Raw genomic sequence first — 15817 nt, forward strand, 5'->3', positions numbered from 1 at the left:
CCGCCGAGTCATGGGAGGAAACGCCCTAGAGAGGCGCATCGCCGTCTTTTGTCGCCTAACGGCGGCTCCGCAAACGGCAGCGGATCAACAGCAACCCATCGACTCAAGTGCGATTAGCGCCGCAGCCAGTCGGAGTTGCCTTCGAGCTCATAACAGGGGACTGAATTCGAACGTGGCGCCACCGCCAGACACGATCCCGATGCCGGGAAAATCCAGATGGGCGCCCGCGACAGCCACGTTTGCTTGTGCGGCACGAAGAAGCATTTTCCGCCGCGTAGCACGGGCCTCATTCTGATCCGCATCGAACTCCCAGCTCAACTCGGGCCTCGCAAATTGGATCGAGGGCACGTGGACGATATCTCCCCAAACCAGCAGTTTTTCGCCACCGCTTGAAACCTCGAACCCTGTGTGACCGACCTCGTGCCCATGAGCTTGCACGGATGTGATGCGATCGCTCAGCCTGCACCCTTCATCCAACGGTAACCGGCGCGACCGGAACCGAGCCAACCGTTCATTTCCGTCGAACATCGAAAGTTCCTCACGGGGGACAAACAGTCGACGAAGACCGGGAAATGCGTCCGCCCCGTCGGCGGCCACGAGCCCATTCACGTGATCGGAATGCGTATGCGTCAAGGCGACTGTGTCAATTACCTCGCGAACCACGCCAGCTTCGTTCAGAGCACTCAGCAGCAGGCCCATCGTTGGCTCCCAGGAGTTTGCTGCTCCCGTGTCGATGAGCGTGTGCTGGTCACCGTCAATGATGAGAAAGGCATTGACCGACAAACGAAGTCGACCTTCGACCAAGTTGACCTGCTGCGGAAGCTCGGCCCCAAATGACCGCCCATCTGTCTGACGCAATCTGCTGGGCGGCATGTCAACGTAACCATCACGCAGAGCAACGACGCGCAACTCGCCCATCGTGTACTCGACGTGATTGATCCCGGAACCAACCTTTTTCATGATAGCGCGCTCCAATCGACAGCTTGCAAGTTGTAACGATGACCTTGTCTTGGGCTGTGACCGGCTGATCTCGAGGATGACGCTTTCTGATGCGCCTCAACTGCCTGCTCATCCGAGCAATCGTTGTGGAGTATGACAGCGGCTACTCCGGCCCGATAGTACGCGTGTGCGCTCACGGCGTTCTCTTAATCAGAACACCCGCGTCGCACGCCTTATGCGGCGATGTGCACGATCGCCTCGATCTCGACGGTCATACCGTTTGGAAGCGAAGATACCCCGACTGCCGCGCGAGCATGGCGACCTGCGTCACCTAGGACATCAACCAACAAATCCGAGCAACCGTCGATTATTTTCGGGTGCTGCGTGAACGTAGGTTCGGCGTTTACCATGCCGATCACTCTTGCGACCGCTACGATCCGGCTAAGCTCACCGACCGCGCTCTTCAAGGTGGCGAGCATGTTCAAGCCGGTCAGCTGTGCGTCGGCATAGGCACGCGGAATATCCGCCTCGGAGGTGATCTTCCCCAGGCGATAGGTGTTATCTGCCAGCCGAGGTCCATGACCGGCCAAGAACAGGACTTCCCCAACTCGACGATAGGAAACGTAGTTGCCTCTTGGCGGCAGCGCCGCCGGCAACGACAATCCCATCGCTACGATCTTCTCTTCCGGTGACATCGTTCAACCTCACTTACTTAGCTGACAGCACGGCCGCGCCTGGACGGCCGACAGCACGCGCGGCCGTCGGCCATGACGCGGATCCAAAACACAATGTCCGCGCTACTGAAATGCCTTATCGTTCGGCTTGGCGAACGCCTCCCGAAGTTGGTCAGACATCGGGAAGTTCAGATTGATCCCATTTGGTGGAATCGGGGACATGAACCATTTTTTGTAAAGCTCGCTCGCCTTTCCGGACTTCATGACCCCCACAAGCGTCTCGTCGACGAGCGCCTTGAAGTCCGGATCGTCCTTACGCATAACGAGCGCATAGGCCTCGAAAGACTGGGGCTGCCCCACAATCTCGTAGTCTTTGGCATCCGGCGATTTTGCCATCTGCCCGTAGAGAAGCGCATCATCCATGAAGAGAGCGGCCGCGCGCCCGGTTTGCAGCGTCAGGAACGACTCGGCATGATCCTTCGCGCTGATGATATTCATCTTCAAATTGTTCTTGTTGTTGACCTCGCGAATGATCTGCTCGGGCGTCGTACCCGCGATCGTAACGACGTTCTTCCCGGCGACATCGGGAAAATCCTTGATCCCAGCGCTTTTCTTCACAAGCATCCTCGTGCCGATGACGAACGTCGTATCGGAGAAGGCGACTTGCTTCTGCCGCGTCAGATTGTTTGTCGTTGAGCCGCACTCCAGGTCGATCGTGCCGTTGATGATGAGCGGTATTCGGCTCAGCGGCGTGGTCGTGATTTCCTTGATTGCCAAATCGGGCCGATTCAACTTCTTCTGCAGCGATGTGACAACCAGGCCGCACAGTTCCCTTGAATATCCGATGACCTTCTGGTCATTGTCGAGATACGAGAACGGGACGGCCGAGTCTCGAACTCCAAGCGTGATAACGCCGTTTGCCTTGACCTTTGCCAGAGTGCCACCCTCCTGTCCAAACGCAGGCGAGCCAAAGATCAAGGCACCAAGCATCAGAGAATTAGCCCACTTTGACATATTTGCCTCCCCTTTGAAGAGCCCGCACGCTGGCGGACGCGATTAGCGAAATGACGAGGTACACGCTACCTGCAAAGAGGATCATTTCGATCGTGTTGCCGTCGCGATCGGCGATGTTCTTTGCAGACTTGAAGAAATCGGCGAGGCCGATGACGTAAACGAGCGAGGTGTCTTGAAACAGGACGATCCCTTGCGTCAGGAGCGCAGGTATCGTGGCGCGCAGGGCCTGAGGAAGCACGATCAGGCGCATGGCCATCAGATAGGGCATACCCAATGCATTCGCGGCACTGAGCTGCCCACGCGACACGGCTTGGATACCTGCGCGAATGATCTCCGAGTAGTAGGCGGCCTCGAACAGCGAAAATGCCACCATCGCCGAAACCAGCCGGATGTCCGTACGCGGCGATACACCGAACAGGCTCTGGATGAGCTGCGGCACCATCAGGAAGAACCACAGCAACACCATAATCAGGGGAATCGATCGCAGCAGCATCACGTAGCCCTGCGCGAACCAGGCAAGCGCCTTGACAGACGACAAGCGCATGATCGCAAGAATGGCCCCCCAGATGATGCCGAAAACCACCGCTATGGCAGTGATCTTCAGGCTTGTGAGCATGCCGGCCGCAAGAGAAGGAAGCGACCTTGCGAGATCGGAGAACAGATCAATGACGGTCATCACCTGCCCCCGATATAACCAGGCAAGCGTAGGGACGCTTCAACCTGACGCATAATCAAGACGACGGTCAGGTTGATCAGAACGTAGACGCCCGTGGCGACGGCGAATGATTCGTAGGGATGAGCCGTGTAATCAACAAGCTGCTGCGCTTGGGCCGAGAGTTCCAAAAGGCCGATTGTCGAAGCTACGGCCGAGTTCTTGAACACGTTGATCAATTCGGACGTCAGCGGAGGAATCGCGACGCGGAACGCGACGGGAAGCAGAACGTACCGATAGGCTTGGGGCAGCGTCAGTCCCACGGCGAGAGCCGCTGATCGTTGGCCTTTGGGCAATGTCTCGATGCCCGAGCGGATCAGTTCACACACGCGCGCGCCCATATAGAGACCCAGGCACAGGATCGCTGATGTCATCATCTGGGTCGCCGCCGGGAGCTGCTTGAACCACGTTCCGACGTCGGACGGCAGAAGCTCGGGGAGTACGAAGTACCAGGCGAACAGCTGAACGATCACGGGGATGTTTCGGAAGATGCCGACATAGGTGGTCCCGAGCGCCGCAAGCCGCCGGTTCGGGAGCGTGCGGAGTACCCCCATCACCACGCCGACCAAGAGCGCGATCACACTCGCTGAAAGCGCGAGGACGACTGTGTTGTACAGTCCGGCAAGGAGCCATCCGAGATAGGTCGCAGGCTCTCCGGTCGACACAGGTTGGAGAAAGACGCCCCAATCCCAAGAATAGTTCTTGAACATATGTCGCCTGTCCCTTCAGCCCTGGCGAGCGACCACGCTCAATGTTGGAGAATTCGCGAGAGAAACTGCTTCGCACGATCAGTTCGTGCATCGATGTTTCCGAAGAACTCGTCTTTCGACGAGTCCTCGATGATCTTTCCTCCGTCCATGAAGATCACGCGACCCGCCACCTTTCGCGCGAAGCCCATCTCGTGAGTGACACACATCATCGTGGTCCCCTCGCGCGCGAGTTGGACCATGACGTCCAGAACCTCGTTGACCATCTCCGGGTCGAGAGCCGAGGTCGGCTCGTCGAACAGCATGCAGATTGGATCCATTGAAAGAGCGCGGGCGATCGCGGCACGCTGCTGTTGTCCGCCCGACAATTGCGCCGGATACTTCGCGGCCTGATCTTTCAAACCAACGCGCTCAAGGTACATTCGGCCCTTATCTTCGGCCTCTTTCCGCGTTCGGCCCAGAACCTTGATTTGGGCGATCGTCAGGTTGTCGATGATCGATAGGTGCGGGAAGAGTTCGAAATTCTGAAAGACCATGCCAACTTTCGAGCGAAGCTGCGACAGATTGGTCTTGGGCGAGCAGACCGATGTTCCGTTTATCCGGATGTCGCCTTTGTTGATCGGCTCAAGACCATTGATCGTCTTGATCAGGGTGGACTTGCCCGACCCGGATGGCCCGCACACGACCACGACCTCGCCTTTGGCGACCTCGGTGCTGCAATCCGTCAGAACCTGGAACGTTCCGTACTGCTTGGAGACGTTGCTAACCTCGATCATGAGAAAGCCCTTTCGAAAGGCTCGGCGTAATCTGCCGAACGGGTAGCACCTGGCACGCGTTCGGCCCGACCATGCATCAGTTGCGCCCCGTTTCGCGGTGATATCTCGCTTCATTCTCTGAGTTCAGAGGATAGAGCCCGCTCAGCGGATGACCGTTGCGCACTTCCCGAAGAATCCACGTCTCGAGATCCTCCTGCTCGGTCGCGATAGAAGCTACGTCTTCGGCCATAGCGGCAGGGACGACGATTGCGCCATCGTCATCCGCCACGATGATGTCTCCCGGAAAGACGGCGACTCCGCCGCACGAGATGGGTTGCTCCCAGCCAACGAAGGCCAGTTGCGCCACAGCGGGTGGCGCGGCAATTCCGTTACACCAGGTCGGCAATTCGCTCGCTATGACGCCGGCGCGATCTCGGACAACGCCATCGCTGATGAGACCGTTGACGCCACGCGCGCGCATACGCGCGCACAAAATGTCCCCGAATATCCCCGCGTCAGTCGTCCCCAAGGCATCGGCGATCGCGACGCAGCCCGATGGCATCGCCTCGACGGCAGCACGCGTGGAAATCGGTGAGGACCACGCTGCTGGCGTGTTAATGTCCTCGCGGCCAGCGATGAACCGTAGCGTGAATGCCGGCCCCACGATCCTGGGTTGGCCAGGCAGTAGCGGCGCAGTGCCTCGTATCCAGACGTTTCGTACGCCCTTCTTGAAGAGAACGGTCGTCAAGGTTGCCGTGGTCGCGCGTGCGAGGTCGGCCATTACCTTGTCATTGCTCGTCATCTCGCCACGTCCTTTAAAAACAATGCCGTTCAAGCATCGGAATCGAGCACCATCGATGCGAACAATCGAGCTTGTGGCACCGGAGCCTGTGTGCTGGCGCAGACAGCGGCGACATTGGACTCGGGTCTGAAAATCTCGCCGGTGGCGCCTTAGCGCTCAATTTACTCTAGCAACGGAATTAAATTCCTCAATGGAATTAAATTCGACCAAATAACGAACAAATGGAATGTATCGCGTGATGTTCATCCGAACCGTTGCCGCTATTTGTGCTCTCCTCAGCACGAGGCTCGCGCGCTATCGAGCGCCCGCGAACCGCGGTGATCATCTTCGCGAGCTAGTTGATGCGATAGGACTGGATCACGTTAGTTTCGCCTGCCTCTTCCAGGCGACGCTGAAGACGTGCCAACAGCCCCGATAGCTCCGCGTGATCGTCCCGGTCGAACGACGGTCCCGGCGCTCGCGTCGCCGCCGTCGCGATCAGGCCACGGCGGCGGAAGATTTCCTTACGGATTGCGAGCCCAAATCCGACCTGCCACTCATGACGGATCAGCGGCAGGAAGATATCGTAGAGATCCTCCGCTCCTTCCGCATTTCCGGCGAAGAACCGGTTACATATTTCGACAAGGACCTCCGGAAAGGCCACGCCGGTGTTGGCCCCATCCGCGCCTCGCGCGAGTTCCTGAAGCAGATGCAAGCCGCTGTTGCCGACGAGGATCGACACGCGACGACGTCCGCCGCCCTCCTCCTGCGCACGCATTCTCGTGATCTTGCGGAGCGCTGCCCCCTCTTCGTGCTTCAAGATCTGAATGTTGGGTACGCGCTCTATGATGAGGCCGAGCGTTTCCGCGGAGATGTATACGCCCGTGCTCTGGGGATAGTCTTGCAGCGCGATTGGCACGTGCTCACCAATCCGCGCAGCAATCGCTTCGAAGAATGCAAGCACCTGGTCTTCGGACTTCAGCGAGGAGGCTGGCGCGACCATGATTCCTGAGGCACCTTCGTCCATCAGCGCTGCGGTGAACGAAGCGAACTCGTTAAATCCTGCCTGCGAGACGCCGGTAATCACCTGGGCTCGACCGTCGAGACGGCGAACCACGCGTCGTACCAGGCTTATGGACTCCTCTTTCGATAGCTTGTTGGCTTCCCCCATGAGCCCCAGCAGAGTAATGCCGGGCACGCCAATCTCCAGGAAGAAGTCGACGAGTCGGTCCATGCTCGAGAGATCGATCGAGCCGTTGTCGTGAAATGGCGTGACCGAGATCGGGTAAAGCCCGCGTGCCGTCGAATTAACAAGGTCCGTCATATGGTCTTCCTCGTGTAAGGAGCATCGAATGACATTGGCAAACGATCAGCAGGCGTGATCGGCACAGTAATCGAGCCGTTGAGATAGAATCTGCATGCACCCGAGAGCCGAACGCGATCTTCGCGGATTGAGCACTCGATCAATCCCTCTCGGCTCGAAAGCTGGCGGGCTTGCAGCGTGGTCTTGCCGAGACGCTGAGTCCAGAAAGGTGCCAGAGTGCAATGCGAGGTACCCGTAACGGGATCTTCAGGAACGCCCTTGGCCGGCGCAAAATATCTGGACACGAAGTCGCAGGTATCGCCAGACGCGGTGACGATGACTCCCGGCAGTCTCAGATTCGAGATTGCGCCCATATCCGGAGCCACCGAGCGTATAGCCGCTTCGTCGTCGAGCACGCATACATATCGATCCGCACTTTCGTAGACTTCGTTGATCCGAACCCCTAATGCAGCCTCCAGCTCGGATCTTGGCGTGGAGGTCGCAACGGTCGGCCGCGATGGAAAGTCCAGAAGGTAATCGCTTTCGCGTATGAGAACGTAGAGCAGTCCGCTGGCTGTCGCCAACTCCACGACAGATCCCTCACGGGCAAGCCCTAGAACCCTGTGAATCACTGCCACAGCGGCCAAGGTTGCATGGCCGCAAAGCGGAACTTCCTGGGTCGGTGTAAACCAACGCAGAGGGATCGGATGCTCGTTTGGTCGTATGAATGCGGTTTCGGAAAGATTGTTTTCCGCCGCAATGGCTTGAAGGGTCTCACCCGGGAGCCAGGAATCGGGAATGGCAACGACCGCAGCAGGATTTCCTCCGAAGACGACCGAAGAGAAGGCATCGACCTGCCAAATAGGAAGAGTGATTTCGTAACTCATGGGCTGCCGCTCGTTCTCATGCATCTCGGACTTCGGGGAACGGGGCCGATACCTATTCGTGGAGCGCCGCCTCGAAACGCCGTGCGCTCGGGATGCCGTCGTTGACTACGGCGGTGATGGCAGCAAGCGACCCGTCCGGAACTTTCCCGCGCCCCAGAGTTTCCATCTTTTTCAGCAGTTGTGCGTCCGTAAACGGCCGACTAGGGTCTCCGTCGGCAGTGTCCCTCCGCTCCTCGTATCGGCTACCGCCTCGCGTGTCGATTTGCACCGCTGTCGGCGTCGTCGATGGATAGAGCGCATCGAGCTTCGGGTCGTGCTCAAGAACCACCCGCTTGGCGAGAGCAATCACGTCTGCGCTTTCGAGAGCTTGGATCGACAGCGGCAGCAACGCGTCACCGCCTTTGACAAGCGCGGCTGCGATGGCAAATGGCAGGCTGAACTGCGCCGACTCGAACGAAGTTGGCTGCACTTCATTCGGCAACTCAATGGTCGTGCGAAACGTGCGTACCGTGATGCGGTCTATGTCTTCGACGGCTAGGCGCTCGCGCATCACAATCGCCACTGCGGCGTCAATTGGCGCATGCGCCAGCCGGCAACACGTGTAGCGCTTGAAGTAGGTCCTCTGGAAACCGAAAGCCTCCGGCGAAAGGACAGAAATCCGGTCAATATCGAAGATACCGGCACTTTCGACGGCGTCCGGATCGCCGCGGTAACCCTGTTCGGCCAGAAGCGCCGAAGTGACCCCGGACAGTAAGCTAAAGGGGACACCTTCCTTGATATGGCCGGTCATTTGTTTCCGAACGCCGGCCGCTGCCAGCAATGGCGCGGCGTGGACTGCCAGCGAAATGGCGTGCGTCAATGTCTCCTTGCCGAAGCCGAGACAAATGCCGGTGGCGACTGCAGCGCCGACCCCTGCCCACCGTCCCGACGCAAAGAACGGCGGCGACTCCGCAGCCCCCAACCGACCGCCGATCTCGCAGCCGGCGAGGATGGCGTGGGCAAACACCTCGGAGGGCACGTCATTCAGCGCCCCGAAGACCGACGCCGCGGGCACGACGGCGGCTCCGAGATGGCCGCGAGCCGCGCGGTTTCCATCATCGATATCCAGGGACGACATCGCAGATGAGTTGACGAATGCGGCACCGATCGGGGTCATATTTGCGGACTTGGAGAACCACGGAGCCAGGCTTCCGGTTCCGAGGCCACGTACGGAAAATCTCGCAGCTATGTCCGCCGCGGACGTATCGTACCCTCCCACGGCAGCCGCAGCAGCGTCGATGAGACACTGCTTGAGTAGCGCGCGGTTGGCGTCGACTTCCGACCGTAGCTCCATTGCAAGACCGGCCAAGTCATGGGAAAGCTCGTTCGTCATGTCCTAGCTCTATGGTCGGATCGAACCAAACGCTGTCCAAGGTATCCGGCGTCAATGAGCGCGGATGTCTGCAACGAATTTTTGGGCGCGGGGATGACGGGGTGCGGCGAAGAACTCGGAAGGCGTGGTGCTCTCCAGAACTTCTCCGTCCGCGATGAACCAGACGCGATTCGCCACGTCGCGCGCAAAGCCCATTTCGTGCGTTACGCAGATCATGGTCATGCCATCGCTCGCAAGTTGCTTCATGACCTGAAGCACCTCGCCGACCATCTCCGGATCAAGCGCGCTCGTCGGCTCGTCGAACAGCATGACGGGAGGATTCATGGCCAATGCGCGCGCAATCGCCACGCGCTGCTGCTGGCCGCCCGAAAGCTGACCGGGAAACGCGTCGGCCTTGCTTTTCAAACCGACCTTGTCGAGCAACTCGAGCGCCCGATCGTAAGCCTCACCCTTCTTGAGGCCGCGGACGGTTATCGGCGCCAGGGCGACGTTGTCCTTGGCACTAAGATGCGGGAAAAGATTGAACTGCTGGAAGACGAAACCTATCCCGCTGCGCAATCGATTGACGGACTTCTTGCGATCGTTCACGTCGGTTTCGCCGACGATGATCTGTCCGTTATTGATTGATTCGAGCCGATTAACGGTACGAATGAGGGTTGATTTCCCTGACCCCGAAGGCCCGCAGATCACGACAACTTCGCCACGTTCAACCCGCCCGTTGACATCGTGGAGGACGCGATGTGATCCATACCATTTGCTGACGTTGATGAACTCGATCATGACGGCACCCGCGCAAGGGAGGGAGTTTCGGTGATTGGCTGATTTGTCACTCGCGACCGTTTCCGGAGCACGCGATTTTCAACCACGCGCGAAAGACGGCTCAACGAATAGCAGAGGATGAAATAGATCGCGGCCAGAATGAAATAGACTTCGAAGGGACGCGTCAGCAGTTGAGCATTGATGCTGTTTGCGGAGAACGTGACTTCTTGAGCGCCGATGATGTAAGCCAATGACGTGTTCTTCACGATCAGGACAAACTGGTTCATCATGCTCGGCAGGCAATTGAACAGAGCTTGGGGCAGGATAACCTTGCGTAGCGTCGCTGTGTAGCTCATGCCCAGCGAGCGTGAGGCGTCCGTCTGCCCTTTCGGAAGAGCCTCGAGTGCCGCCCGAATTGCTTCGCCGAGATACGCCCCCTCGTAGACCACCAGCGCGCAGATGACGGTGATCTCCGGAGAACTGGTCACGCCGGTCACCAGCGGCAATACGAAGAATGCCCAGAAAATGATGAGCAGCAGCGGAATTCCGCGAACCGCAGTGACATAGAAGGCCGCTGCGCGACGAATTGCCGGGATGGGACTGGTGCGCGCAATCGCGACCGCGACGGCTACCGGAAATGCAAGCAGAAGCGCTGCGACGGACATCAGCAGCGTCAGGGCGAGCCCGCCTATCGGGCCATCCGGAAACTGGCCCACGAGCAGCAACAAACCGTATTGTGAGAGTATCTCTGTCATGGGCTCACAATCACCGTGTGAAGCGCGTCGACTGCTGGACTCGGCTTCCGATCGCCATCAGCGTCAGCGTGCACGCGAGATAGATCAGCGTCGGCGTTAGGTAGGAAGGAAATGTTGCGTATGTCTCCCCATCGAGTTGCCGGGCGACGTACATGAGTTCTTTGACCCCGATGGCCAGAGCAAGGCTCGTGGTCTTCAGCAAACCCAACGCCTGATTGACCAGCGCCGGAGCCGCCCCCCGTACGGCCTGGGACACCACCACCCAGCGCATCGCTTTGAGATAGCTCATGCCGAGCGCGCGTGCGGCCTCCATCTGACCGGTCGGAACGGCACGAATCCCGCTTCGCAGGTCTTCGGAAATGTATGCCGCAGCGTTCAGCGAAAGAGCCACAACGGCAAAGAAGAAGGCGCTCAGATGGGCGTTGGCATAGGTGTGCCATGATTGTGGAAGGATCTGAGGCACGCCGAAATACCAGACGAAGATCTGGACGATGCTCGGAACGTTCCGATGATACTCGACAAACGCCCCGACGGCCGCAGACGGAAGCCAACCGGACATCCGTATGACGACCAGGAGCGCGCCGAGCGCGTAGGCAGCAATCGCCGAGGCAAAGAACAGCTCAAGCGTTGTCAGGGTGCCGCGCAGAAACAGTAGCTGGACGTTGGGATCAGCGAGCACCGCAAGTGAATGCAAGTTCATGACCGTGGCCTCGTTGCTGCGCGGCTTGAGCGTCGATCTATTCGAACTCTGAGGCTGGCGTGACCTTCTTCTCCCGCGGGAGCTGGTATTCGTTTGACTGGCCATACCAGCGATCCCAGATCGTTTGCAGGCGGCCGGAGCTTTCGAGCTTGTCGAGAGAAGTATTGACAGCCGCCAGCAACGCAGGTTCTCCCTTCTTCACGCCGACGCAGTCGTGTTCCCAGAACAACGCTTCATCGAGAAACGCGGTCTGTCCGCTGGAACGATTGTGAAATCCAACCGCCGCACTCTTGACCATGGCCATGCCCTGCACCTTGTCTTGGGCAAGTGCCAGGTATGATGCCGGACCATTGTCGAAACTGACGACCTCGCTGTTTGTCAGCTTTTGCCGCGCAAACACTTCCGACGTCGATCCCCTGTTGGCGCTTACCTTCTTGCCGGCCAAATCGGCAAAGCTCTTGATGCCGGAGTCCTTCTTCACGAGCACGGAAACTGGAACGTTCATGTAGGCGGACGAAAAATCGATCTGCTTGGCTCGAACTGGCGTATAAGCCAAGGAGGCCGTCATGAGATCGATCCGCCCTGTTTCAAGGGAGGGAATGCGTGCATCGACGGACACTGTCTTGAGGTCGAGCTTCACACCGAGATCTTCCGCGATAGCCGCACAAACGTCGACATCCAATCCGACGATGCTGCGGGTCTTCGGATCCTGGTATCCTAGGGGAACCAGATCCCCAAAAACGCCGCACGTCAAAACGCCTCGAGATTTGATATCGGCAAGCTGATCAGACCATGCCGTTGAACAGCTAAACGAGAGTCCGAGAATTACGAGCGCCACTCTTTTCATACGTATGCCTTCCCCTGAACAACACGACAAAAGACGATTCCGAAAATTCCGCTTTAGCTCGCTTTCCGAGGCAAACAGCACGCACGCCGCCTCGTCCGCCGGAGGCACCGGCGGGACGTCGTCAAACCCGAAAGAGTGCAGCCGCGGCGTGGTTGGAGAGAACTCTGCGACACTCCCTACTCGTCGTGTCGCCGCCCTTCTTCAAACACTTGGGATCAAGCCGCCATCGACGCGAACAGTCGAGCCGGTGACATAAGAAGCTTGCGCGCTGGCGAGGAAAGCAATGACATCCGCATACTCTTCTGGCCTGCCATATCGGCCGAGTGGAATACTTGCGGTACTTTCGGCAGCGACCTGGTCGACCGGCGTTCCCTCACGCTTTGCCTTTTCCGCGTCCAGAAACTGGATACGATCGGTAGCGATGCGCCCGGGAACGACGACGTTCACAGTGATCCCATCCCGGGCAACTTCCCGCGCGAGGGTTTTCGACCATCCGACGAGCGCGCTACGCAGCGTGTTCGACACACCGAGGTTAGGGATGGGTGCAATTACGCCGGACGAAGCGCTCGTAATCACGCGCCCCCATTTTCTCGCTCTCATTCCTTCGAGCACATGATCCGTGATAGTGATCACGGGCTGAACCATCTTCTGAAAACTCGTGGCCCAAGCAGCGGCGTCGATGCCCGAGACAGGAGACGGTGGCGGCCCGCCAGTGTTGTTGACCAGGATGTCGACCGGTCCGAATGTCTTGGCGATCAATTCAAGATTCGCAGGTAGGACGGAGAGGTCGGCAAGATCCCAAACGATCGGTAGGGCTGATGCGTCCCTAGTAAGCAGGCGCTGTACCACAGCATCCAGGCCGTCGCTGTTGATATCGGCGATCGCCACCTGACATCCTTCACGCCCCAGCGCCAGCGCAATGGAGGAGCCGAGACCGCCGGCACCGCCGAACACCAATGCTGTCTTCCCTTTAATCTGAAAGTCCATCCAGTGGCCTCGCTACGCTTCATTTACTCTAGCGGTCGAATTAAATTCCTCAATGGAATTAATTTCGATCGATCAATGAGCGTTAGGAATACATCGATTCAGATGACAGCATTCGCCCCCCCATTGAGCTAATCAATGCCGCTGCGCGTCTTGTCGAAAGTTGAGGTCGTTGCGGATATTGATTCAGGTCTACTGGCTCAACGTCGTACGAACAACGCAAGCCTCACCGACATTTTCAATCGGCGTTGAACCGATCAGGTTCATTCGAAGACCTCGTCAGCGTAGAGCGGCGCAAGCAGCAAGCACGCGGCGGCACGCCTCTTCAATGACGTTCATCGAAGTCGCAAATGAGATCCGAAATGACGGCGACAAACCATAAGCGGCGCCCTGCACTGTCGCGACCTTGTATTCGTTCAGAAGGTAGAGAACGAAGTCGGTATCGGTCTCGATACGCTTGCCGCCCGGCGTGGTCTTTCCGATATGCGCCGCGCAAGATGGATAGACATAGAACGCGCCTGCAGGTTTCGCGCAGGACAGGCCTTCCCGACCATCCAGCTGGCCAACGATATAGTCGCGCCGGCGACGAAACTCGTCACGCCACTCACCAAAGAAATTCATCGAGCCCTTGAGCGCAGCCAACGCCGCGGCCTGGCTGACAGACGCCGGATTGCCGCTCGTTTGCGACTGCAGCTTCTCCATGGCCTTGATCAGGACTTGCGGACCCGCCCCATAGCCGAGCCGCCAGCCCGTCATCGAGAACGACTTCGAGACGCCGTTGATCGTCAACGTTCGTTCTGAAAGACCCGGGTTGACCGCGGCGAACGACGCGTAGGGCTTGTCGTCGTAGATCAAATGTTCATAGATTTCGTCAGTCAGAACATGAAGCTCGGGATGCCGGGCGACGACCTCTCCGATCTGCGCGAGTTCAGCGCGAGAGAGCGTAGCTCCGCTCGGATTGTTCGGTGAGTTCAGAACCAGCCACTTTGAGCGAGGCGTAATCGCAGATTGCAGCTGCTCGGCGGTGATCTTGAACCCTTGTGACGCCGGAGCTGCAACGAAGACCGGCTTGCCACCGTTGAATTGAACGATGTCCGGATAGGAAACCCAGTAGGGGGCTGGGATGATCACCTCGTCCCCCTCGTCTACTGAGCAGGCGAACGCGTTGAAGATTACCTGTTTTGCGCCTGCACCGACGGAAATCTGATCAGGCCGATAGATCAGTCCGTTCTCGCCTCTAAATTTCTCGCAGATAGCGTCCTTGAGAGCGCGCGTACCATCGACGGCTGTATATTTTGTTTCGCCGGCAAGAAGCGCCTGATAGGCGGCATCGATGATTGGACGCGGCGTCGCGAAGTCGGGTTCGCCTGCGGCCATATTGCAGATGTCGTGGCCCGCGGCGATCAGCTCCTTTGCTCGACTCATCGCCATCACACTCGGTGAAGGCTGTATCAAATCGACTCGCCTGGCCAGCAATTGCATCTGAACACCCATCTGGTTCACGATGGGCTTCGCGCTGTGCGGCTGCGGCGTTTCCCATCTTCTTGCCAGAAGTGCCGATCGCACCGATTGCGGTCAATGGAATAGTTTTCGCCTTACAGTGTCGCAACCTTCATGAAAATCGTGAGCCAATTCCGGACTACGTTATCGTGTCGTGTAGTACATCGGTACGGAGCGAGAGAACTCACAACAGTCCGACGCAAGCGAAGCCAAGAATCTCAAGAATTCGTCGCTCTTCGCCTTCTTGTACATCATCACATAGGGAATTCGCGGAAGCGCGGGCCGCGTCCGCAAAATCCTCAGCTGACCTGAGGCAATCAGATAGTCGAACACCTTCCGCGGCAAGTAGCTGATTCCAAGGCCCGACAAGGTTAGGGATGATAGGGCTGTCAGGCTGCTGCTAGACAGCGTGTTGTCGAAAGTAATGTGTTTGTCCGACAGCCATTTCGATATGAGATCGCCGAGCCCTGAGGATACCTGTTGTTGAACGATGATGGTGTGGCTGGACAATTTCGCCAGCGGCAACTCAGCAGCGTCATCGAGATAGGCTGGACTGCACATCCAAGCATATTCCACGGAATCAAGAGGCACGACCTCAAACAGCGGCCCCCGAAATGCGTCTGGCACGACGACAGCATCAAGTTCATCGGCCTTGAGTTTCTCGATGAGCTCTACACTCGCGTCGACGACGGGCTCTAACGCCAGTGTGGGATAACTTCCGCGAAGGCGATGGATCAAATTCGGAAGCCAGGTCATCGCGGTGAGCTCGGTCACACCGAACCGAAGATTTCGCGGCGATTGCCCTAGCGACGACCTGAAATCCATCATTCGATCCCGCAGCGCGAGCATATCGCGGGTCAGTTCAATGAGCTTTTCGCCTTGCGGCGTAATCTGCACCCGCCGTTTCGATCGGTCGAACAAGGCGACATTCAAGATCGCCTCAAGCTCTTGCACACGCTTGGAAATCGCTGATTGCGTCGCATTCAGCCGTTGCGCCGCTTCATCGAGCCCGCCAAGTTCTGCAACCCAGTAGAACCCCTCGAGCTGCTTCAACGTAACCATCGTCGGCCCTCTCAAAATTGAGACCCCGATGATAGATCGATTTTACTCTCGAATGCGAATAGTTTC

Annotated in this window: 17 protein-coding genes; all 17 read right to left on the reverse strand. The window is 58.1% G+C overall.

The genetic code is table 11. The features are described from left to right. Window positions 1–147: 147 nt before the first annotated feature. A complete protein-coding gene (locus ACLFLU_RS37320; protein WP_426409629.1) occupies window positions 148–960 on the reverse strand; it encodes an MBL fold metallo-hydrolase in 813 nt (270 codons plus the stop codon). A gap of 212 nt (window positions 961–1172) precedes the next feature. Beyond that, entirely contained in the window at window positions 1173–1634 is a 462-nt protein-coding gene (locus ACLFLU_RS37325) for a RidA family protein (protein ID WP_426409630.1), read from the reverse strand. Window positions 1635–1736: 102 nt separating this feature from the next. After that, the gene (locus ACLFLU_RS37330) at window positions 1737–2627 is read right to left on the reverse strand and encodes a transporter substrate-binding domain-containing protein (protein ID WP_426409631.1); all 891 of its coding nucleotides are present in this window, start codon (window positions 2625–2627) and stop codon (window positions 1737–1739) included. Continuing rightward, complete coding sequence (gene gltK, locus ACLFLU_RS37335) at window positions 2611–3303, reverse strand: glutamate/aspartate ABC transporter permease GltK (RefSeq protein WP_426409632.1); 693 nt, start codon at window positions 3301–3303, stop codon at window positions 2611–2613. The genes ACLFLU_RS37330 and gltK overlap by 17 nt, the downstream gene beginning before the upstream one ends. After that, on the reverse strand, window positions 3303–4049 hold the full coding sequence (locus ACLFLU_RS37340; RefSeq protein ID WP_426409633.1) for an amino acid ABC transporter permease: 747 nt from the start codon (window positions 4047–4049) through the stop codon (window positions 3303–3305). The genes gltK and ACLFLU_RS37340 overlap by 1 nt, the downstream gene beginning before the upstream one ends. 38 nt (window positions 4050–4087) lie before the next feature. Then, window positions 4088–4822 carry an amino acid ABC transporter ATP-binding protein gene (locus tag ACLFLU_RS37345; protein ID WP_426409634.1) on the reverse strand — a complete coding sequence of 245 codons (735 nt, stop codon included), beginning with the start codon at window positions 4820–4822 and terminating at the stop codon, window positions 4088–4090. Window positions 4823–4898: 76 nt separating this feature from the next. Further along, window positions 4899–5603, reverse strand: coding sequence for a ribonuclease activity regulator RraA (locus ACLFLU_RS37350; protein WP_426414152.1), 705 nt, complete (start codon window positions 5601–5603; stop codon window positions 4899–4901). A gap of 334 nt (window positions 5604–5937) precedes the next feature. Continuing rightward, complete coding sequence (locus ACLFLU_RS37355) at window positions 5938–6906, reverse strand: dihydrodipicolinate synthase family protein (protein ID WP_426409635.1); 969 nt, start codon at window positions 6904–6906, stop codon at window positions 5938–5940. Further along, window positions 6903–7772, reverse strand: a complete 870-nt coding sequence (locus tag ACLFLU_RS37360) for a PhzF family phenazine biosynthesis protein (RefSeq protein ID WP_426409636.1) — start codon at window positions 7770–7772, stop codon at window positions 6903–6905. Before ACLFLU_RS37360 ends, ACLFLU_RS37355 begins: the two co-directional genes overlap by 4 nt. Before the next feature lie 52 nt (window positions 7773–7824). Beyond that, the gene (locus ACLFLU_RS37365) at window positions 7825–9144 is read right to left on the reverse strand and encodes an MmgE/PrpD family protein (RefSeq protein WP_426409637.1); all 1320 of its coding nucleotides are present in this window, start codon (window positions 9142–9144) and stop codon (window positions 7825–7827) included. Between the two features lie 51 nt (window positions 9145–9195). Then, window positions 9196–9924: an amino acid ABC transporter ATP-binding protein gene (locus ACLFLU_RS37370; protein ID WP_426409638.1), complete on the reverse strand. Its 729-nt coding sequence runs from the start codon at window positions 9922–9924 to the stop codon at window positions 9196–9198. Continuing rightward, a complete protein-coding gene (locus ACLFLU_RS37375; RefSeq protein ID WP_298366496.1) occupies window positions 9921–10658 on the reverse strand; it encodes an amino acid ABC transporter permease in 738 nt (245 codons plus the stop codon). Before ACLFLU_RS37375 ends, ACLFLU_RS37370 begins: the two co-directional genes overlap by 4 nt. A gap of 10 nt (window positions 10659–10668) precedes the next feature. Further along, window positions 10669–11358 (reverse strand): amino acid ABC transporter permease, encoded by a 690-nt coding sequence (locus ACLFLU_RS37380; RefSeq protein WP_298366494.1) that lies wholly within the window; start codon window positions 11356–11358, stop codon window positions 10669–10671. Between the two features lie 37 nt (window positions 11359–11395). Next, a complete protein-coding gene (locus ACLFLU_RS37385; RefSeq protein ID WP_298366492.1) occupies window positions 11396–12205 on the reverse strand; it encodes an ABC transporter substrate-binding protein in 810 nt (269 codons plus the stop codon). A 201-nt stretch (window positions 12206–12406) separates the two neighbouring features. Continuing rightward, window positions 12407–13192 (reverse strand): SDR family oxidoreductase, encoded by a 786-nt coding sequence (locus ACLFLU_RS37390; protein ID WP_426409639.1) that lies wholly within the window; start codon window positions 13190–13192, stop codon window positions 12407–12409. A 276-nt stretch (window positions 13193–13468) separates the two neighbouring features. Continuing rightward, window positions 13469–14671, reverse strand: a complete 1203-nt coding sequence (locus ACLFLU_RS37395; protein WP_426414153.1) for a pyridoxal phosphate-dependent aminotransferase — start codon at window positions 14669–14671, stop codon at window positions 13469–13471. 162 nt (window positions 14672–14833) lie between these two features. Further along, window positions 14834–15751, reverse strand: a complete 918-nt coding sequence (locus ACLFLU_RS37400) for a LysR family transcriptional regulator (protein ID WP_298366488.1) — start codon at window positions 15749–15751, stop codon at window positions 14834–14836. Window positions 15752–15817 lie beyond the last annotated feature (66 nt).

Source organism: Bradyrhizobium ganzhouense (genome assembly GCF_049949285.1).
GTDB lineage: Bacteria > Pseudomonadota > Alphaproteobacteria > Rhizobiales > Xanthobacteraceae > Bradyrhizobium > Bradyrhizobium ganzhouense.

Excerpts from the sequence above, each read along its gene's own strand:
- ACLFLU_RS37385 (WP_298366492.1), bottom strand. The coding sequence starts at position 12,205 with ATGAAAAGAGTGGCGCTCGTAATTCTCGGACTCTCGTTTAGCTGTTCA.
- ACLFLU_RS37330 (WP_426409631.1), bottom strand. The coding sequence starts at position 2,627 with ATGTCAAAGTGGGCTAATTCTCTGATGCTTGGTGCCTTGATCTTTGGC.
- ACLFLU_RS37320 (WP_426409629.1), bottom strand. The coding sequence starts at position 960 with ATGAAAAAGGTTGGTTCCGGGATCAATCACGTCGAGTACACGATGGGC.
- ACLFLU_RS37350 (WP_426414152.1), bottom strand. The coding sequence starts at position 5,603 with ATGACGAGCAATGACAAGGTAATGGCCGACCTCGCACGCGCGACCACG.
- ACLFLU_RS37395 (WP_426414153.1), bottom strand. The coding sequence starts at position 14,671 with ATGCAATTGCTGGCCAGGCGAGTCGATTTGATACAGCCTTCACCGAGT.
- ACLFLU_RS37325 (WP_426409630.1), bottom strand. The coding sequence starts at position 1,634 with ATGTCACCGGAAGAGAAGATCGTAGCGATGGGATTGTCGTTGCCGGCG.
- ACLFLU_RS37400 (WP_298366488.1), bottom strand. The coding sequence starts at position 15,751 with ATGGTTACGTTGAAGCAGCTCGAGGGGTTCTACTGGGTTGCAGAACTT.
- ACLFLU_RS37365 (WP_426409637.1), bottom strand. The coding sequence starts at position 9,144 with ATGACGAACGAGCTTTCCCATGACTTGGCCGGTCTTGCAATGGAGCTA.
- gltK (WP_426409632.1), bottom strand. The coding sequence starts at position 3,303 with ATGACCGTCATTGATCTGTTCTCCGATCTCGCAAGGTCGCTTCCTTCT.
- ACLFLU_RS37340 (WP_426409633.1), bottom strand. The coding sequence starts at position 4,049 with ATGTTCAAGAACTATTCTTGGGATTGGGGCGTCTTTCTCCAACCTGTG.
- ACLFLU_RS37390 (WP_426409639.1), bottom strand. The coding sequence starts at position 13,192 with ATGGACTTTCAGATTAAAGGGAAGACAGCATTGGTGTTCGGCGGTGCC.
- ACLFLU_RS37375 (WP_298366496.1), bottom strand. The coding sequence starts at position 10,658 with ATGACAGAGATACTCTCACAATACGGTTTGTTGCTGCTCGTGGGCCAG.
- ACLFLU_RS37380 (WP_298366494.1), bottom strand. The coding sequence starts at position 11,358 with ATGAACTTGCATTCACTTGCGGTGCTCGCTGATCCCAACGTCCAGCTA.
- ACLFLU_RS37345 (WP_426409634.1), bottom strand. The coding sequence starts at position 4,822 with ATGATCGAGGTTAGCAACGTCTCCAAGCAGTACGGAACGTTCCAGGTT.
- ACLFLU_RS37355 (WP_426409635.1), bottom strand. The coding sequence starts at position 6,906 with ATGACGGACCTTGTTAATTCGACGGCACGCGGGCTTTACCCGATCTCG.
- ACLFLU_RS37370 (WP_426409638.1), bottom strand. The coding sequence starts at position 9,924 with ATGATCGAGTTCATCAACGTCAGCAAATGGTATGGATCACATCGCGTC.
- ACLFLU_RS37360 (WP_426409636.1), bottom strand. The coding sequence starts at position 7,772 with ATGAGTTACGAAATCACTCTTCCTATTTGGCAGGTCGATGCCTTCTCT.